Raw genomic sequence first — 17038 nt, 5'->3', positions numbered from 1 at the left:
ACCCGATGGGGAAGTGTAATTGTCGCCAAGGGGAAAAAGTAATTGACGCTGGGCACTGGAGGGCTTGCGCATAGGAAGGACAGGAGCCCTATTGGGCGTAGCTGGAGGGCTTCTCCCTGCACGCCAATACGCACCTGCATGCCAACGACAGGCAGGGCCTGGGTGCGCTATGCATAATTACCCTCTTCCTGGAGATGGGTTTTGGAATGGCTGCGCCCGCCTGGCCCATACCCTCGGGCCTTGGCATCAGTCAGGCGCTTGATTGTCTGGCTATCCTGTTTGAACCACCAGCAGCGCCCCATTCCACCGCCCTCGACGCCCTTGAGCCAGCCCTCTTTTATCCAGTAGTACACTATCCACTTAGTGACCTTGAAGTACTCAGCCACCCCGCGCACTGAGTAGAGGCCATCAGCTCGGCGAGTGGGCTGAGGCCCCGCCTGCGGTGACACGGGCAAGTGATGGAGTCCGTGGCGCCAGCGGACCCAGTTCACTGCCTTCGCGTCCCAAGGGCGCTTGACACCGGAGCGCAATCCGCGCCGATTGAGTTCGGCCGCGATCTCGTAGCGGCGGGTAACTTTTAGTGGAAGCGGCGGGAATCGAACCCGCCGCCGAGGGAAGAGGTCCGCGGGGATCCGAAACGGTCGGAAGTAAAGCACCTCTACTCAGCCACCCTCACCGCGACGTCGGCGGAGTGGTGAGCGCGAACGCGGCGCCCTGCGGATCCATGAGCTGCACGATGCGCTGGCCACCGGGGACCTCCATCGGGCCGTTGAGCACCCGCGCCCCCTTCGCCGTCGCGCGGGCAAGCGCGGCGTCCAGGTCCTCGACCGTGACGTAGTACATCCACGACGGCGGTACGTCGCGACCGTCGGGCGTCTTCATCCCCTTCGGCAGGGTCAGCATGCCGCCGAGTTGCTTGCCATTGCGACCCCACAGCAGGTACTTGCCCATCGCGCCCATGTCGAACTCGCCGAGGCGCTCCCAGCCAACGATGCGCTCATAGAAGGTGAACGCGGCTTCGTGGTCGGTCGTGTACAGCTCGTGCCACGAGAACTCGCCCTGCTTCGCGACGTCGTGCGACTGCACGTCAGCCGCGGGCGTGAAGACCGCGATGACCGCCCCCTGCGGGTCCGCAATCACCGCGAAGCGTCCCACGGAGGGGACATCCTCTTTCACGTAGACCTGGCCGCCGAGGCGCTTCACCTCCGCGAGGGTTTCGTCGACGTTCGCGACCTGCACGTTCGCCTGCCAGTAGGACGACGCGCCCAACTTCTTCGCGGACTCGGGCAGCGCGGTCACGCCGCCGAGTGGCCCCTGGCCGCCGACCCACATCCTGTAGTCCCCGTCCCCGCCGACTTCGAACGACTGCGTCTTCCATCCCACGACCTCGACATAGAAGGCGAGAGCGCCTCGCGGGTCGGTCGAGAGGAGTTCGTACCAGACGAAGCGGCCAGTGTCGTTCTTGCTGCTCGGCTCGGTCATGGCCCGTGAACCTAGCGTACGGCACCAATGCCGAGAAGGGTGGTCGGGTCGAGGAGCGGCGCGGTGGTGTGCAGGTAAACCCTTGGCTGTATCCGCCGTTTCCGGCTTCGTGCCCGTTTAGGGTCCACCATCACTCCGTCTCCGCTCCCCGCCACATCGAACCGGACAGGCGGGACTACCGCATCCGGCTCACCGCGAAGGCGTCATCTCACCGGGGTTATGATTCCGTTGGGTTGGAGTCTGGCTTTCGAGGGGTTGTAGTACCTCACCCGATAGTCTCCGTAGAGGCCCCAGGCTCCGTATACCACCTCTCTACTCCACCGCTTCCAGCCCAGTCCCCTCCGCCCCGCTCGTTTCGCCACGAATCGTCTCACCTTGCGCTCGACGTATTGCTTCACCTTGCCGAACGCCTGCCCCGAGTTTCCCACCCGGAAGTAGTTGACCCAGCCGCGCACGATACCGTTCACCCTCTCCACCGCCGCCCTTATCGGCAGGGATCCTTGCTCATCTCACCCTCCCGGGCCTCTTCCGCGCACGTACCCCTCCAAGTAGTAATGAGAGGCGTGTCCTCCAAAAGTAATGGAGCTGAGAGACCCCGCGCAGTGCGTGGGCCGCCCACAGTGAGGGGGTCAAAAAATTCGTTCTTCGACACCTTCACGCGCCTGTCCGCTGGAGCGCCGTCGCCAGCTCGGCCAACCGGCTCAGCCCCCGCTCGAGCGGTGCGGTCCAACGGTTTCCGCAGTTGAGCCGGATGTAGTTCCGATACCCGCCGCTGGCGGAGAAGAGAACGCCCGGGGAGATGGAGATGCCCTCCTCCAGCGCCCGGCGGTACAGCTCCACGGAATCCACTCGCTTCGGCAACTCGACCCAGAGCACGAAGCCCCCTCGGGGCTGGGTGAGCCGCGTGCCCTCGGGGAAGCTGGACAGGATCAAGCGCGAGAACCGCTCCACCTGCAGCGAACAGTGCAGCCGGAGATCCCCGAGGTGCCGTTCGTATTCCCTCGAGGCCAGGTAGCTCGCCATCACGTGTTGCGCGAGCGAGCCACACCCCATCGTCGAGGAGAGCTGAAGCGCCTTCACCTTCTCGAGGTACCGGCCCGGCGCGAGCCACCCCACCCGGAGTCCCGGCGAGACGGTCTTGGAGAAGGAGGAGCAGGTCAGCACGCACCCCTGCGTGTCGAACGCCTTCAGCGGCTTGGGGCGGCTCCCCTGGAACGACAGCTCCGCATAGATGTCGTCCTCGATGAGCGGGACGTCGTACCGGGAGAAGAGCTCGACGAGCGCGGCCTTTTTCTCGTCGCTCATCAGCGCCCCCATGGGGTTGCTGAAGTTGGGGATGAAGAGGCCCGCCGAGATGTCGAACTTCCGGAGTGCCTCCTCCACTCGCTCCAGGGCGACGCCATCGGTCGAGTGCGCGGGCACTTCGACGACCCGGAGCTGGAGCTGCTGGAGCGCCTGGAGGATACCGAAGTACTGGGGTGACTCGATGAGGACCGTGTCCCCCGGCGAGCAGGTCGACCGCAGCGCCAGCCCGAGGGCCTCCATCGCGCCGTTGGTCGCGACGAGCTCGGAGGGCTCCACGAAGCAGCCAGACCTCTCGAGCCGGCGAGAGCTCTGCCGGCGGTACTCGAAGTGGCCCGGAGGCAACTCGTACGTGCCCACCAGACGCGGCTGTTCCCGGACCACGCGGCGCGTGAACCGGTTGAGGGATTCACAGGGGTAGAGCTCCGCCGCGAGGCACGCGGCGCCCAGCTGGATCCACCCCTGTTCCCTCGCCGACTCGAAGACGCTCGAGACCATCTCCGGAACGGAGACCTCCTTCGGAAGGGACAGACGCAGTCTCGGCGTCGTGACTCCGGACGGCGTGCGCGGGCCCAGCACGTAGAAACCGGACTGCGGCCTGGCGACGATGAGGCCCCTGTCCTCGAGGAGCTCGAACGCGCGGACCACGGTGTTCAGTCCCACCTTCTTGAGGCGGCTCATCTCGCGGACGGAGTCGAGCCGTTCCCCGGGCCTGACCAGGCCACTGGAGATCTGCACTTCGAGCTCGGCGGCCAGACGCTCGTATTTCTTCATGGCGCTCCGAACTGTATCTCACGAAACCCGGATTTCTGCCTCTGTATCCCTCACGAGGGTACCACTACCTTGCCCGCGGATGTGAGCCCCTCGGGAGACAACATGAACCTGGACTTCGATCTGCAACGCTTCCGCCGGCTGCTGGAGCTCTCCAGCGAGCAGGTGCTCTCGCTGTACGGGTCACTTGGCGAGAGAAAGGTCACCCACGCCAGTAGCCCCCAACTGATTGCAGACAGGTTCTCCGGGCCGCTCCCCGCCGAGGGACGCGAGCCCGAGGAGCTCCTCGCGCGAGATATCCCGTTCATCTTCGGGCACTCGACGCTCAACATCAGCCCGAGGTTCTTCGCCTACGTGATGTCCGGAGGCAGCCAGGTCGGAATCCTCGCCGAGCTCCTCGGCGCCGCGCTGAACGTGAACCATGCGAAGTGGCACCTCGCCTCCGCGGCAGCGGAGATCGAACGCGCGGTCATCCGGTGGTTGTCGGAGTTCATCGGCTACCGCGCCGACGCGGGGGGCGCGCTGGTGAGCGGAGGCAGCGAAGCGAACCTGTACTGCCTCCGTGTCGCGAGGGACGAGAAAGCGCCGGGCGTGCGCGAGGACGGGTGCCGCTCCGCTCGTCCCCTGACGCTCTACGCGTCGACCGAGACGCACTCCTGCATCACAAAGTCCGTGGAGATGCTCGGGATTGGCAGCCGGCACCTGCGGAAGGTCCCGGTCGATTCCCGCTTCCGGGTCGATGTGCGAAAGCTGGAGGAACACATCACCCAGGACCTGAAGGCGGGCCTGCAGCCCTTCTGCATCATCGGCAACGCGGGGACCGTCAACTCCGGGGCGGTGGACGACCTCGACACGCTGGCGGACGTGGCCTCGCGGTACGGGCTCTGGTTCCACGTGGATGGTGCCTATGGGGCCGCCGCGGCGGCAGTGGACCCCACGAGCGAGATGTTCCGGGGGCTCGAGAGAGCGGACTCGGTCGCCCTGGATCCCCACAAATGGCTCCAGGTGCCGTTCGAGGCCGGCTGTGCACTGGTCAGGGACTGGGCCAGCATCCGACGCTCATTCAGCTACGCCGCGCCCTACCTGCGAGCGAAGAGCGACAGCGCGGAGAAATGGGATTGGATGGGCCACACGTTCCAACTGTCACGCGGCTTCCGCGCGCTCAAGGTCTGGATGCAGTTCCAGGTCTATGGAAGCCGGAAGCTCAAGGCGGTGATCGAGGAGAACGTGTCGCTCATGCGGCGACTCGGGGCGGAGATCGACCGGGCACACGACTTCGAGCGGATGGCGCCCGTGCCACTGTCCATCGTGTGCTTCCGATACGTCCCCGCCCATGGGCCCTCGTTGACCGACGACGAGCTGGACCGGCTGAATGACCGGCTCCTCGAGGAGTGCGAACGGCGCGGAGAGTTCTTCCTGACCGGAACGAAACTGAACGGTCGCACGGCCCTTCGGGCGTGCCTCATCAACCACCGCACGACCGAGGCCGAGACGCTGGGCCTGCTCGCCCACCTCCGCACCCTGGGGGAAGAACTCACGGGAGCCCCAGGGCCGGAGCGAGGTGCGGTCAGTCGTTCCGGTTCTGCGCGGTGATGTCACCCGGGAGCGGGGTGTCGCGGTTCGAGCCCAACCTCAACCGCGCCATGGCATCCCCCATCCAGTTGGGGTCGTCCGAGTACTGCGTCAGGGCATTGGCGACGTCACCCGGGTTCTTCTTGTCCATCTTCGCCACGTAGTCGCGGGCGCGCTGGGACAGCTGCGTCATCTTACATCTCCTCGACGTCGCCCTCCATGCCCTTCATGAACAGGGAGAAGTCCTCGTGGGCGCGGGCGCCGAGGGCTCGCAGGCCGGCATCCGCACGGCCTTCCGCGTCGGTTAGAAGAACCGCTCGAAGGAGGGCCGCGCGCTCTCCCACTCGCGGTCGAGCATGGAAATGAGGAGCTCGTCCCGCCACTGGCCGTGACGAAAGGCATTCTCTCGCAGGGTGCCCTCGTGCCGCATTCCCAGACGTGCCGTGAGCCGCCGGCTCGCCTCGTTATCCACGTCGCAAAACGCGTAGATCCGATGCAACCCCAACTGCTCGAAGCCATACCGCAGGAGCGCGACGAGCGCCTCCGTCCCCAGCTCCCGCGCCTGGTGTTGCGGCTGGAGCCCGAGGCCCACCTCAGCCTGCTTCGCCGGCACGCTGAAACCCCGCAGCACGCCCTCGCCCACGACCCGTCCCGACTCCTTCAGCTCGCACGCCAGGCCGAGCACGTCCCCGTTCCCCCCGCCGTGCCAGCTCCGCTGACGCTCGGCGATGTGACGGACAACCTCCTCCCTCGTCATGGGAGGGCCGGTGTACCGGCAGACATCCGGATCCGCGCGGTGGGCGAGGACGGACTCGACATCAGAGTCCTCCAGCGTCCTCAGCACGAGCCGTCGGGTCTCGATTCTCACACGCACCATGGGCCGCGCACCGTAGCCGGGAGCCGGGTGCACAGCAAGGCAAGGCAGGTCCCATCCCCTCGGAGGCAGTCATGAGATTCACCAGGTATTGCCGCTCCATCCTGTTCACCCCGGCGCTGGCGGCCGACCGCTTCGCCCGGGGACAGCAGTCCGGTGCAGACATCAGTCTGGTGGACCTGGAGGACTCCGTGTCCCCCGCCCACAAGGACGCGGCCCGGCAGCGCGCCGAGGCGTTCTTCTCCGCGCCCCCCTCCGCGTGCCGCCGGGCCGTGCGCATCAACTCCGTCACCCACCACGAGGGCCTGAAGGATCTGCTCGCCCTCCGGAGCTACCCCGTCAAGCCGGACGTTGTGATGGTCCCCAAGGTCGAGTCCCCAAGGGACCTGGAGATCGTCGAGCAATCGCTCGGCCCCGACTGCGCGCACATGGACCTGATGGCCATCGTCGAGACCGCCCGGGGGCTGGAGAACGTCAACGCCATCTCCTGCTCCATTTCTGCTCCCTCAAGCGGGGACGGAGGCGGGCCCACAGAAGGAGAGCCTCTGCTGGAGCACCTGGAACTTCCCACGCAGGCTCTGAAGCGGGCCCCGGCCCGGGGACCACCCCAGCGGGCGTGGTGCTGAACCTGGCGCAGCCGCTGTCAACACGCCCCAACTCCCCTGCCTCTCTCCTCAAGCGAGGGCGGCCAGGGCAGGGGTGTGCCCCAAGGGGTTGCACCGTCCCGTGTACTGGCGCGGCGCGCGGCCTTGCTAGCCCCGGCAGCGGCCCTTCTCGGCCTCTCCGCTCCAGCCCTCACCCTCAACATGGCTTCTATCCCGCCTATACGCTCCCAGGGTGGTCGGGTCGAGGAGCGGCGCGGTGGTGTGCAGGTAAACCCTTGGCTGTATCCGCCGTTTCCGGCTTCGTGCCCGTTTAGGGTCCACCATCACTCCGTCTCCGCTCCCCGCCACATCGAACCGGACAGGCGGGACTACCGCATCCGGCTCACCGCGAAGGCGTCATCTCACCGGGGTTATGATTCCGTTGGGTTGGAGTCTGGCTTTCGAGGGGTTGTAGTACCTCACCCGATAGTCTCCGTAGAGGCCCCAGGCTCCGTATACCACCTCTCTACTCCACCGCTTCCAGCCCAGTCCCCTCCGCCCCGCTCGTTTCGCCACGAATCGTCTCACCTTGCGCTCGACGTATTGCTTCACCTTGCCGAACGCCTGCCCCGAGTTTCCCACCCGGAAGTAGTTGACCCAGCCGCGCACGATACCGTTCACCCTCTCCACCGCCGCCCTTATCGGCAGGGCCCGGCCAGCTCGTAGGGTGTCACGTACCTTGCCCAGCACCTCGGTCACCTTCTTCTTTCGTGGGCTCCTGTGTGCGTACCACTTCCCGGTCCTCGGGCTGCGTTCCCACCGGAACTCGAAGCCCAGGAAGCCCTTGAGGTCCACGTCCACGACCCGGTGCTTGCGCTGGCGCAGCCCCTGTTTCACGGTTTCTATCGCCTCATGCGCCGAGCGGCCCGGTCTCGCTCCGAAGGAACTGTCCGAGAAGTCGGCCTCGAAGATGGGTTCCAATATCAGTCGGAGTGCTCCCTGCACGGTCCTGTCCCGAATCGAGGGAATGGAGATGACGCGCACTTTGCCTCCTTCCTTTGGAATCTCTCTCCGACGATAGGGTCTGGGTCGGTACGTTCCCGTTCGTAGCTCCTCGGCTATCCGCGCGAGGAATTCCTCCCGGCCCCTCTCCTCAATGCGCTCGAACGTCTCGCCGTCTTCCCCGGGTGCTCCGTCTTTGCGACGGGCCTCCAGGTAGGCGGCTTCGAGCGTCTCGCGCTTGAGGAGGTGGACGTACATTCCCCAGAAACGGTGCGTTGGGGTGGATTTCGCCTGGTGGCCTATCTTCGCTCGAAGCTCCTGCAGACTGATGGTGGGCTTTGTCATCCCGCTCCTGCCTCGCTCCTTGCTCCGAATGCCTCCGGCAGGGCCCCTTCGCTCCACGGGCATTACCCCGCTTCCTCGCTACTACGGGCCCGTCCGCCAGGCTCCCGCCTTCCCCGCGCTTCGCCTCCTCGGCTCGCGCGGCTACCTTGCTTCCGCGGTCTTTCTCCGCGGGGCGGGGAGCCCTTCCCTGTTTCCACCCATGGCCTTGTGCGCGTGCCGCCACCCTCCACCCCGCCGGATGGACCTCCCCATGGTCGTCTTCGGGGGAGTCCTGCTGCCTTCGCCGTGTCTGAGTCGGCTCGGCATCTACCGCTTCGGGACTTTCACCCTATGGGTCCATGGGTAGCCTCCAGGCATCACTCAGACGCTTCGTAGGAGCTTCGCCCAGCTCTTCCGCCGCGAGCTCGCGCGCGGACCTGGGCCGCCCGGGCGGGTTGTACCTGAGCGAGGCCCTGGCGGAACACGTGGACCTGGAGGGCTTCACCGAGCGGAGCGCCACCGTCTCCGGCGTGGCGCTCACCTTCCTCGAGGGCTGAGGCCCGGCGCGCCGTCCTCCCCGCTCACCGGGCGGGGGGCGCTCCCGTGGGAACCTGGGCGGCGTCCATCTCCGCGAGCCCCGCGTAGACGGCATCCCGGATGGCGGCCGGGAACGCCCCGGGCAGGCCCTCGATGGCCGTGTTCGTCATCACGACGACGCTCAGGCGCTGCTTCGGATCGACGAACCAGTAATGCCCGTAGGCGCCTCCCCACTGCCAGGTGCCCACGGATTGGGGCGTGCCCGCCAGGGTAGCATCCACGAGCACCCCGGCGCCGAAGCCGAACGTCCACCCCGGGCTTCCGGGCATCTCCAGCGTGCCGATCTGCCCAGTCGACATCAGGGTGGCCGTCGCGGGCTTCAGCACCGGTGCGCCGCCCGTGCGCACCGCCTCCAGGAACTTCAGGAAGTCCCCCGCCGTGCCCACCATGCCGCCGCCCCCCGAGGGAAACGAGCGGGCGTTGAACACCCGTCCGGGAACGAAGCGCATGCTACTGGCGCCCCAGGGCACGACGTGGAGTTCACCCATGCGCACCGGCTCGGGCTTGCCGTCCGCGTAGGGCGTGGCGAGCCGCTTGCGGTCCTTCACCGTGAAGCCGGTGTCACGCAGGCCCAGCGGACGGGTGACCAGACGCTCGACGACCTTGGGCAGCGGGGCTCCTCCCGCGCGAGCCACCACCGCGCCCAGCACGTCCGTGGCGACGGAGTACCCCCAGCGAGTTCCAGGCTCGTACGACAGGGGCACCGAGGCGATGCGGCGCAGGTTCTCCTCCAGGCCCAGCCCGGGCGCATCCATCCCGTTCGAGACGCCCGCGCGGTGATAGGGGCCGTCCTCCGGCTCGAGGAAGCCGTAGTTGAGTCCCGCGGTATGCGTCAGCAACTGACGCACCGTGATGACGGCCTCGCGTCCATCCGCGAGCCGGGGCCGGAAGTCGGGCAGCCACCGCGTCACGGGATCCTCCAGCCCCAGCTTGCCCTGCTCCACGAGCGCCAGCGCGGCCGCGGACACCAGGGGCTTGCTCATCGAGGCGAACCGGAAGATGGCGTCCTCTCTCATGGGGGTATGCGCCTCGCGATCCGCCTCTCCCGCGGCCCGGTGGTAGATGACCTGCCCATCCCGAGCCACCAGCACCACCGTGCCGACCACCCGCTTGTCGGCCAGCGCCTGATCAATGACCGCGTCCAACCGCGCCGACACCGCGCGCTCCTCGGCGACGGCCAGCCCGCTCAGCAGGAGCCCCAGCGTGACGGCGGTGAGTAGACTTCCAACCTTCGTGCGCATCGACGAACCTCCCTATATTCGTAGTGAACGTTCAGAAAATAGAGGCGAGTCGGGGGAATTTCAAAGTGATCGTTATGAAAAGAGCTAATTCCACGGAGGGCCGGGGCCGGGGTCGGCCTCGGGAGTTCGATCGGAGTGCCGCGTTGGAGCGGGCCATGGAGGTGTTCTGGGAGCGGGGCTACGAGGGCGCGTCCATCACGGATCTCACCGGGGCGATGGGCATCACCGCCCCCAGCCTGTATGGGGCCTTCTCCTCCAAGGCGGAGCTGTACCGGGAGGCCCTGGAGCTCTACCAGCGGACGCATGGGTCGGCGGGCGTGCCCGCCCTGGTGGAGGAGCCGACGGCGCGGGGTGCCATCACCCGCGTGTTGGAGGAGGCCGCGCGTGCGTTCGCCGACCCTCGGCATCCGCACGGGTGCATGGTCTCGACGGCGGTGCTCAACTGCGCGACGGAGAACCAACCGGTGGCCCGGTACGTGGCGGGGCTGCGCGAGGCCTCGCTGGAGCGGCTCCGGGCCCGGTTCCAGCGGGCCATCGCCGAGGGCGAACTGCCTTCCACCACGGATGTCGAGGGCCTCGCCCGGTTCTATGGCGCCATCCTCCAGGGCATGTCCGTGCAGGCCCGGGACGGCGCGAGCGAGGAGGAGCTGCGGAAGATCACCTCGCTCGCGCTGGCGTGCTTCCCCGGCAAGGGGGAATGAATGTCATGGCATCTCTTCGGATAAAGGGGGATGAACTCAGCAAGGACGGTCATCCATTGATGAAGCGAAACACCCGCGTTGAACCCCGCCCCGCCCCCTTCCCCAAGCGCCTGACGGTGGGCTTGCTGGCGCTGTCCTGGGGCTCCCCCTGACGGAGGCAGAGCCGAAAGAAAAAGAGGCGAGCGCACCGCCCGAGGCAGCGGCGAAGGCGGAAGCGAAGAAGGAGCGCATGCCGCGACTTTCTTGCGCCTGGCTGCTGCGCCGGACGTTCGTTTTGGACGTCTTCGCCTCTGCCGGGTGTGGAGGCTGGCGCCGGGTGTTGGCGTACGTGACAGCTCCCAGCGGGGTGCTCTCCATTCTGGAGCACCTGCGACTGCCCACTCGGCCTGCGACGCTGGCCCCGGCTCAGGGGCCTCCCCAAAGCACGTGGTGCTCAGCCACAGCAGGGACTGCTGCTCCCAGCACCCCTGCCGTCCTCATCCGCTGCCCCGCACCGCCAGGGATGGTGCCCTGGGCCAGGCTGGCGTGTGTCCCCTGGAGATGAATCGCTTCTGCGCCGGCCCGGCGTGCGCTTCATGGGCTCCCCGTCTGCGGCCCTCTCCTCCCCCCTCTGCTCCCGCCCTCTACCCACAACAGGTCTCCTGTCCTTCCTATACGTGTACCTCCCGAGCACAAGTTCCTCGTCATCTTCGAGAAGTCCGCGCACCTGCCACCCTTCGAGGAGCCCGAGGCCTTCCTCGAGGCGGTGACCCGGTTCATCGAGAAGTACCGCTGAGCCGCAGAGGGCCCGGCGGGCCCCGGACGGGTGATGCACCCCCGGGTTGGGCCCGTGTGGAGTGGGCGCATTGGATGGACCCATGGCATGGTGGGACGGGTGAACACGAATCCCTCCGTTCCTCCCCAACGCGTCTCCGCGGAAAAGGCGCTGCAGGCCCTCGTGGCCAGCAGTGCCTTCAGCGAAGGGCCTCCGGACTTCGTCGCGCTCGCGCGGCGGGTGGCCGAGACCTTCGAGGTCACGAGCGTCGTGCTGGTGCGGCGCGAGTCGCTGCCCCCGCTCGCCGTGTGGAGCCGGGGACAGGCGCACGAGGGGTTCGTTCCAGCGCCCTTCGGCACCCTGCTCGCGGAGGTGTTCGAACGGGGCCTGCACCACTGCGTCGAGGGCGCGGAGGCGAGCCGGCCCGGGGACGAATGGCCGCGGCGGCTCGGACGGGGCGGCTTCCTGGGGATGACGTTGAAGGGCGTGACGGGCGAGGTGCTCGGCGCGATCGCACTCTACGAGGACGGGCCGCTCGAGGTGGGTCCGTCGGACCTGGCGCTCCTGGACGTCTTCGCGCTGCGCGCGAGCGTGGCGCTCGAGCGGCAGCGGGAGCAACCCCTGGCCGAGCGCCTGGCGAAGCTGACAGCCCTCACCTTCTCGGTGGGGTTCGAAATCAAGAACCCCCTGGCCTACGTGCGCGCCAACCTGAATTACTTGAGTGAAGAGCTCGCGCGGCAGGACGCGAGCGCGCTGGACCTGACCGAACTGCGCGAGGCGGTGGGCCAGGCGCTCGCGGGCGCGGAGCGCATCCGGACCGTCATGAACCACATCACGTCCATCCTCTACCCGCGGGAGGAGCAGGGAGGGAAGTGAGCGCGCGTCGCTTCCCTACGATGGCTGAAATCCAGCGGGCTCGGGCGCGCGAGGAGATCGTCCCGACGCGAGCGCCCCGGCCCTCCTTGAAGGAGGGCCAGGAGGTACCGCGTCAGCGGGACTCGGAGCCGCCGTCAGCGTCCACGCTCGTGCCAGGAGGGCGCGGCACCGCGACGGGCAGAAGGCACTGGCCCTGCCAGGCCACCGTCTGCTGTGGGCATGGGCGCTTCTCAATCGGCAGCCAGCACCTGTTGCTCGGTGACGGCCGCCAGCGTCGTCGGCAGCAGCGCCAGCGCGAGCACGGCGACGGCCGCCAGCACTCCTCCCAGGCGCCGCCGGGGACGCGGCTCGTCCGAGTCGGAGAACGCCAGGGTCATGCGCCTCACCCCCTCGCGCAGTTCCTCGAACAGGAACACCAGCGCCTCCACGGAATGCTTGTCGGGGGTCACGGACCAGGGGGAATGCTCCACCTCCAGGGCCAGGTAGCTGGGGGAGGCCGAGGACATGCAGAGCACCCGCCAGTCCCTCACCGGCACCGCGTCTTCCTCGTCCCCGGTGGGGAGCTCGAGTACCAGGGCCGTCGCCCCACTCATCTCGTTCGTGGCCCGGTAGAGCGTCCCGTGGTCGAGCTCATCCTGAGGCACCTGCTCATGGAGCTGGTACGGCCCCAACTTCTTGGAGTCCTCCCAGCTCGGCTCGGACTTCTTCTCCTCCTCCATGCGTGCTCCTCGCTGGCCTCCCACCTGCTCGAGGCCCGGCGCGTCTGTTTGCACCGGGTCCGAAGCCCGATCCAGGAGGTGCACGGTGGCACGAGGGATTCCTACTACCCAGGGCGTCCGCCACCGGGCGGGTGATTTCCTGGAGGCACCCGCCGAGGACTCCTGCCTCGGCGGGTGTTCGTCGCCCTCGGGGCGCTACGGGCCCACGCGGAAGGAGCGCAGCTGGGCGGGGTACATGGACAGGACGAGCTTGCCGTTGACCAACGGCACCACCGCGTCCCTCACCGACCCCGAGACAGGCAGGGTGATGGCGACATCGTCCACCTGCCGCACGCCCATGTTCACGACCGCCAGGTACGTCCCGTTCGACGGGGTCTTGAGCGCGCGGACCACCACCGCTTCCTTCTCTCCATGGACATTACCTCCCCTGTAGTCGACTCATGGGTATGTCCACTGAACCGGGGCAGGCTCAATGCTCGTCTCACCCTCCCGCGGAGACTCCTCCGTTCACGACCGCATACGCGCGCACCGGAAACGTGCCCATTTCGTGGACCCGTGGTGGCGCGGCGTGAAACCGGAATCCGTCCGTGGGAAGCTGCTCCAGCCCGCACAGGTGCTCGACGATGGGAATGCCTGCTTCGAGCAACCGCGTGTGCGCGGGCCGCGTGGCATCTCCCATGTCATCGATGTTGACCGAGTCGATGCCAACGAGCCCGGCTCCCTGCTCGACCAGCCAGACCGCCGCGTCGCGGGTGAGGAACGGCGCGTCGACACCGTAGCGCTCGGTGCCCCAGTGCCGGTCCCAGCCCGTGTGCACGAGCACCGCGCGACCCCGCACGTCGTAGGGCAGGAACACGTTTCGGTTGATGGTGCGGTCACGACTGTCATTCACACGCACCACGAGGCCCGGCAGGTCAGCCATCTTCCCGAGAGGAAGCGCCGCGAGGTCCTCGCCCCCAGCGAATCGATGGAACGGCGTGTCGAGGTACGTGCCCGTGTTCGCGACCATCGAGATGCGCCCGATGTGGAACTCGGTGCCCTCCGCGTAGCGCGCCCGTGAGGACTCCCGCGTCAGGTGCTCGGTTATTTCCGGACCAGGAAGCCCCGGGTAGGTGACCATTCCATGGCGGATGACGTGGCTCAGCTCCACCAGTCGCCGAGGCTCCGAGCGCGGCTCGGCTCCGCCCATGCCCCGCGAGCCCTTGTGAGGCTCACGAATCAATTCCTTGCGGCGGATACGGACCTCTCCCACCATGAGCAACCCGAGGTGCCGCACGAACGCCACCGCGAGTGCGTCGTCATCTATATCCGTTCCGGGAATGTCGAGGCGGAACCCCTCGACCTCCAACCAGCCTCCGTTCTGGAACTCCACCTTCGCATCGAACTGCACGCGCCATTGCTCGGTCATGGGAGTCTTCTACTTCCAACCCACACAGTCGCGCTCGGGTTTCATATCGAGCGGTTCGCTGAGTCGGAGCACATGGCGTCGGCTGGGGAAGGCGGGGCACGGTGGCTGCCTAGAGGGTGCTCAAGCAACAGATGGGACAACATCCTCACTGTGCAGCCGGGGCCACGTGCGGCTTGTCGATCAACTCCGCCAGCTTCGCCTGGGTCTGCGGCGAGATGTCATATGACTCCTTGCCGATCTTGACCACGGCTCGCCTGGCCTTGCTGAGCCGCCTCAAATCGGCAGGGGTGACGTGCCCGAACAGGGTCTCTTCGATCCCGAGCTTCACGCCTCGGGACTCATAGGTGGAATCTCGCCGCGAGAAGGTCACCGCTACGGGCGCGCTATCCGCCAGGACCTTGAATCGTGTCGACTTCTGCCAGACAAAGTCTGATCCGACCCGCACCAGTGCGAGGCTCACCGTTCGTGGTGGCGTGCTCGGAGATCGTCCTTTGTAGCTGAAGGAGGCTTGCAGCCGGACGTTGCCGTCAGCGGCGTCACTCCAACTCTCTCCGACCGCGGCAACGGTGGTCTCGCCTGTCGACGCATCGAACCACACATGAATCGCGGGCTCGTCCACCACACCGTCGTAGTAATGTGGAACCTGAGCCCATGCGTTCCGGGCCGTGCCCCAAAACGTGACTGCCACGAGCAGACATCCAGCGAGCGCGAAAGAAGCGCGTTTTGGCGACATGCCTTCGCATCCTAGCACATACACCCCAGTCGCTTTGAGAGCTCAGGCCGCGCGGAGCAGGTAGAAGACGTAGCCGTAGGTGTCCCCGGTGACGCGGATGATGGCGGAGCGCCCCCGGCTGGCCTTTCATTCCAACATCCATTAGAGAGCGCCCCATGAACAAATGGGGGATTGTGGTAGCCAGTGGATGGATCGTTGCATTGGCATCTGGCTGTGAGCGGCCCGAAACGCCCACGCAGCCGGAGCGGCTCGTTCGAGTGGAGGACGAACCTCGCGGGGCTCACTGTCCTCTGGGTGGGACGGTCATCCTCACCGGCCACGATGTGAATCAGGATGGCGTTCTGGCGGATGACGAGGTCGCCGAGACCCGTTACGCCTGCCAGCAACCCGGACAGCAGGCACGACTCGTGCCCGAGCCCGAAGGAGTGCACTGCCTCCATGGTGGCATGGCGCTTCTGACGGGCCCGGATGCGGACGGCAATGGCGTGCTGGACCCGGCGGAGGTCACCCATACCGAGTACCTGTGCCACGGGGCCCCTCCGCCGGCGGTGCTGCGCATCGAGGAGGAGGCTCCAGGTCACAACTGCCCGGCGGGCGGACGGCGCATCCTCAGCGGACTGGACCGCGATGGCGACGGCCTCCTCGACGAGGACGAGACCCTGAGCACCCAGTACGTGTGTGAGACGCGAGAGCTCGTGCGGGTGGATGCCGGGCTGGCCGGTGCACACTGCCCCGGAGGCGGTGCTGCGATCAACAGCGGGCCGGACACCAACGGTGACGGCCTCCTTCAAGATTCAGAGGTGACGAAGACGGAGTACGTCTGCGATCGGGTCATCCTCGGAGATGTGGAGGTCAGGTCCCAACTGGACCTGCTGGCGCTCGCGGATGTGGCGGCCATCACCGGCGACCTGGATATTTCGTACACGGACAATGTCGTCAACGTGGATCTTCCTGCATTGAGGCATGTCGGCGGAAGGCTCGAGCTGCACTACCTGCGCGAGCTGCTCAACGTCTCGCTTCCGGCCCTGGAGCGTGTCGGCGGCCCCATCGACATCTCCGATAACCCGAAAATGGACCGGCTGGACCTGAGAGGCCTGCGCGATGTCCGCGGAGGCCTGCGCGTCGTCGGGAATTCCGAGCTGGTGGGAATGGATTGCTCATCGCTCGAGACCGTGCGTGACACCCTGCAGGTGAGAGACAATCCCAAGCTCACGGCGCTCGCTCTCTCCCGCCTGGAAATGGCGGATGAAATCATGCTGTGGAACGTGGCCGCGACCCGGCTCGAGCTGCCCTCGCTGTGGGACGTCCGCTCGCTCTCCATCGCCGATAGCGCTGCCACGGAGCTGCACCTGCCAGCACTCGCCAATGTAGGGGATGACTTCCTCGTCGGCCGGTCGGCTCAGCTCCAGCGGCTGGAGCTGCCCGCGCTGCACAGGGTGGGCAGGAAGTTCATCGTCCGCGACACCCAGGCGCTGGTCTCCTTCACCCTGCCCAGGCTCCAGGAGCTCCCGGGAGAGTTCAACCTCTGGGACAACACGGGCCTGGCCACGTTCGACGTGCCGAACCTGCGAAGCATTGGCGGTTGGCTATACATCTCCGGCAATGACGCGCTCACCACGCTCTCCGGCCTGCGCAACGTGGAGTCCGTGGGCATGATTCTGTTCTACGGCAATGCCAGCCTCACCTCACCGGAGGGACTGGCCTCGCTCAGGAGCGTGGCGTCCTACATCCAGGTCGAGTCCAGCGGCTTCACCGACTTCCACCTGCCTTCGTTGCTCCGTGCGTGGATCATCATCATCGGGCGGGTGGGCAATCAGAACCAGCACCTCGAGTCCGTTCGTCTTCCCGTCCTGGAAACGGCTACCGCCCTGACCCTCGTGGGCAACCCGGTGCTGAGCACGCTTGAGCTGCCGGCCACCCGGCTCATCACCGACGCGCTTCACATCAGCTTCACCCCGGCTCTTCCGAGCTGCCGGGTGGAGGCCCTGCTCGGGCAACTTCGCACCCCGCCGCTCGAGGTGAGCCTGTATGGTCTGGACACCAGCCCCGTCTGTGAATAGCCGCACGGCCCGTCAACCGCGCTTCCCCGTGGGGCACC

Annotated in this window: 17 protein-coding genes; 6 read left to right on the top strand and 11 right to left on the bottom strand. The window is 66.9% G+C overall.

Annotated features, from left to right (window positions below; translation table 11 throughout):
• Positions 1–672: 672 nt before the first annotated feature.
• The 3 genes from F0U60_RS10760 to F0U60_RS10750 form a co-directional block, all read right to left on the bottom strand.
• Positions 673–1482, bottom strand: a complete 810-nt coding sequence (locus F0U60_RS10760; RefSeq protein WP_395817570.1) for a VOC family protein — start codon at positions 1480–1482, stop codon at positions 673–675.
• 203 nt (positions 1483–1685) lie between these two features.
• Complete coding sequence (locus F0U60_RS10755) at positions 1686–1970, bottom strand: group II intron maturase-specific domain-containing protein (RefSeq protein ID WP_395825169.1); 285 nt, start codon at positions 1968–1970, stop codon at positions 1686–1688.
• A 166-nt stretch (positions 1971–2136) separates the two neighbouring features.
• Entirely contained in the window at positions 2137–3558 is a 1422-nt protein-coding gene (locus F0U60_RS10750) for a PLP-dependent aminotransferase family protein (protein ID WP_395817567.1), read from the bottom strand.
• Positions 3559–3660: 102 nt separating this feature from the next.
• Here F0U60_RS10750 and F0U60_RS10745 point away from each other — a divergent pair, with 102 nt between their 5' ends.
• The gene (locus tag F0U60_RS10745) at positions 3661–5148 is read left to right on the top strand and encodes a pyridoxal phosphate-dependent decarboxylase family protein (protein ID WP_395817564.1); all 1488 of its coding nucleotides are present in this window, start codon (positions 3661–3663) and stop codon (positions 5146–5148) included.
• Here the strand turns inward: F0U60_RS10745 and F0U60_RS10740 are convergent.
• The gene (locus F0U60_RS10740) at positions 5123–5320 is read right to left on the bottom strand and encodes a hypothetical protein (RefSeq protein ID WP_395817561.1); all 198 of its coding nucleotides are present in this window, start codon (positions 5318–5320) and stop codon (positions 5123–5125) included. The two genes, F0U60_RS10745 and F0U60_RS10740, sit on opposite strands and share 26 nt — an antisense overlap.
• A gap of 111 nt (positions 5321–5431) precedes the next feature.
• A complete protein-coding gene (locus F0U60_RS10735) occupies positions 5432–6004 on the bottom strand; it encodes a GNAT family N-acetyltransferase (RefSeq protein WP_395817558.1) in 573 nt (190 codons plus the stop codon).
• Between the two features lie 71 nt (positions 6005–6075).
• On the opposite strand from F0U60_RS10735, the gene F0U60_RS10730 reads away from it, so the two are divergent.
• Positions 6076–6627: an aldolase/citrate lyase family protein gene (locus F0U60_RS10730; RefSeq protein ID WP_395817555.1), complete on the top strand. Its 552-nt coding sequence runs from the start codon at positions 6076–6078 to the stop codon at positions 6625–6627.
• A 375-nt stretch (positions 6628–7002) separates the two neighbouring features.
• Here the strand turns inward: F0U60_RS10730 and F0U60_RS10725 are convergent, their stop codons facing one another.
• Entirely contained in the window at positions 7003–7932 is a 930-nt protein-coding gene (locus F0U60_RS10725) for a group II intron maturase-specific domain-containing protein (RefSeq protein ID WP_395817552.1), read from the bottom strand.
• Positions 7933–8270: 338 nt separating this feature from the next.
• Between F0U60_RS10725 and F0U60_RS10720 the strand changes: the two genes are divergently transcribed.
• Complete coding sequence (locus F0U60_RS10720; RefSeq protein WP_395817549.1) at positions 8271–8468, top strand: hypothetical protein; 198 nt, start codon at positions 8271–8273, stop codon at positions 8466–8468.
• A gap of 24 nt (positions 8469–8492) precedes the next feature.
• On the opposite strand, the gene F0U60_RS10715 is transcribed toward F0U60_RS10720, so the two are convergent.
• Entirely contained in the window at positions 8493–9749 is a 1257-nt protein-coding gene (locus F0U60_RS10715) for a serine hydrolase domain-containing protein (RefSeq protein ID WP_395817547.1), read from the bottom strand.
• 74 nt (positions 9750–9823) lie between these two features.
• On the opposite strand from F0U60_RS10715, the gene F0U60_RS10710 reads away from it, so the two are divergent.
• A complete protein-coding gene (locus F0U60_RS10710) occupies positions 9824–10450 on the top strand; it encodes a TetR/AcrR family transcriptional regulator (RefSeq protein WP_395817544.1) in 627 nt (208 codons plus the stop codon).
• 874 nt (positions 10451–11324) lie between these two features.
• Positions 11325–12080, top strand: coding sequence for a GAF domain-containing protein (locus tag F0U60_RS10705; RefSeq protein ID WP_395817541.1), 756 nt, complete (start codon positions 11325–11327; stop codon positions 12078–12080).
• 230 nt (positions 12081–12310) lie between these two features.
• Here F0U60_RS10705 and F0U60_RS10700 read toward each other — a convergent pair whose 3' ends face one another.
• From F0U60_RS10700 to F0U60_RS10685, 4 genes are all read right to left on the bottom strand, one after another.
• Positions 12311–12883, bottom strand: coding sequence for a hypothetical protein (locus F0U60_RS10700; RefSeq protein WP_395817539.1), 573 nt, complete (start codon positions 12881–12883; stop codon positions 12311–12313).
• Positions 12884–12994: 111 nt separating this feature from the next.
• The gene (locus F0U60_RS10695) at positions 12995–13192 is read right to left on the bottom strand and encodes a hypothetical protein (RefSeq protein ID WP_395817536.1); all 198 of its coding nucleotides are present in this window, start codon (positions 13190–13192) and stop codon (positions 12995–12997) included.
• Positions 13193–13280: 88 nt separating this feature from the next.
• A complete protein-coding gene (locus F0U60_RS10690) occupies positions 13281–14207 on the bottom strand; it encodes a cyclase family protein (RefSeq protein ID WP_395817534.1) in 927 nt (308 codons plus the stop codon).
• 145 nt (positions 14208–14352) lie between these two features.
• Positions 14353–14940, bottom strand: coding sequence for a hypothetical protein (locus F0U60_RS10685; protein ID WP_395817531.1), 588 nt, complete (start codon positions 14938–14940; stop codon positions 14353–14355).
• Positions 14941–15095: 155 nt separating this feature from the next.
• Here F0U60_RS10685 and F0U60_RS10680 point away from each other — a divergent pair, with 155 nt between their 5' ends.
• Positions 15096–17000, top strand: coding sequence for a hypothetical protein (locus tag F0U60_RS10680; protein ID WP_395817529.1), 1905 nt, complete (start codon positions 15096–15098; stop codon positions 16998–17000).
• Positions 17001–17038 lie beyond the last annotated feature (38 nt).

This window comes from Archangium minus, from assembly GCF_044360475.1.
GTDB lineage: Bacteria > Myxococcota > Myxococcia > Myxococcales > Myxococcaceae > Archangium > Archangium minus.
This window is presented reverse-complemented; position numbering and strand designations above follow the sequence as displayed.

Excerpts from the sequence above, each read along its gene's own strand:
- F0U60_RS10760 (WP_395817570.1), bottom strand. The coding sequence starts at position 1,482 with ATGACCGAGCCGAGCAGCAAGAACGACACTGGCCGCTTCGTCTGGTAC.
- F0U60_RS10750 (WP_395817567.1), bottom strand. The coding sequence starts at position 3,558 with ATGAAGAAATACGAGCGTCTGGCCGCCGAGCTCGAAGTGCAGATCTCC.
- F0U60_RS10745 (WP_395817564.1), top strand. The coding sequence starts at position 3,661 with ATGAACCTGGACTTCGATCTGCAACGCTTCCGCCGGCTGCTGGAGCTC.
- F0U60_RS10740 (WP_395817561.1), bottom strand. The coding sequence starts at position 5,320 with ATGACGCAGCTGTCCCAGCGCGCCCGCGACTACGTGGCGAAGATGGAC.
- F0U60_RS10735 (WP_395817558.1), bottom strand. The coding sequence starts at position 6,004 with ATGGTGCGTGTGAGAATCGAGACCCGACGGCTCGTGCTGAGGACGCTG.
- F0U60_RS10730 (WP_395817555.1), top strand. The coding sequence starts at position 6,076 with ATGAGATTCACCAGGTATTGCCGCTCCATCCTGTTCACCCCGGCGCTG.
- F0U60_RS10725 (WP_395817552.1), bottom strand. The coding sequence starts at position 7,932 with ATGACAAAGCCCACCATCAGTCTGCAGGAGCTTCGAGCGAAGATAGGC.
- F0U60_RS10720 (WP_395817549.1), top strand. The coding sequence starts at position 8,271 with ATGGGTAGCCTCCAGGCATCACTCAGACGCTTCGTAGGAGCTTCGCCC.
- F0U60_RS10715 (WP_395817547.1), bottom strand. The coding sequence starts at position 9,749 with ATGCGCACGAAGGTTGGAAGTCTACTCACCGCCGTCACGCTGGGGCTC.
- F0U60_RS10710 (WP_395817544.1), top strand. The coding sequence starts at position 9,824 with ATGAAAAGAGCTAATTCCACGGAGGGCCGGGGCCGGGGTCGGCCTCGG.
- F0U60_RS10690 (WP_395817534.1), bottom strand. The coding sequence starts at position 14,207 with ATGACCGAGCAATGGCGCGTGCAGTTCGATGCGAAGGTGGAGTTCCAG.
- F0U60_RS10685 (WP_395817531.1), bottom strand. The coding sequence starts at position 14,940 with ATGTCGCCAAAACGCGCTTCTTTCGCGCTCGCTGGATGTCTGCTCGTG.
- F0U60_RS10680 (WP_395817529.1), top strand. The coding sequence starts at position 15,096 with ATGAACAAATGGGGGATTGTGGTAGCCAGTGGATGGATCGTTGCATTG.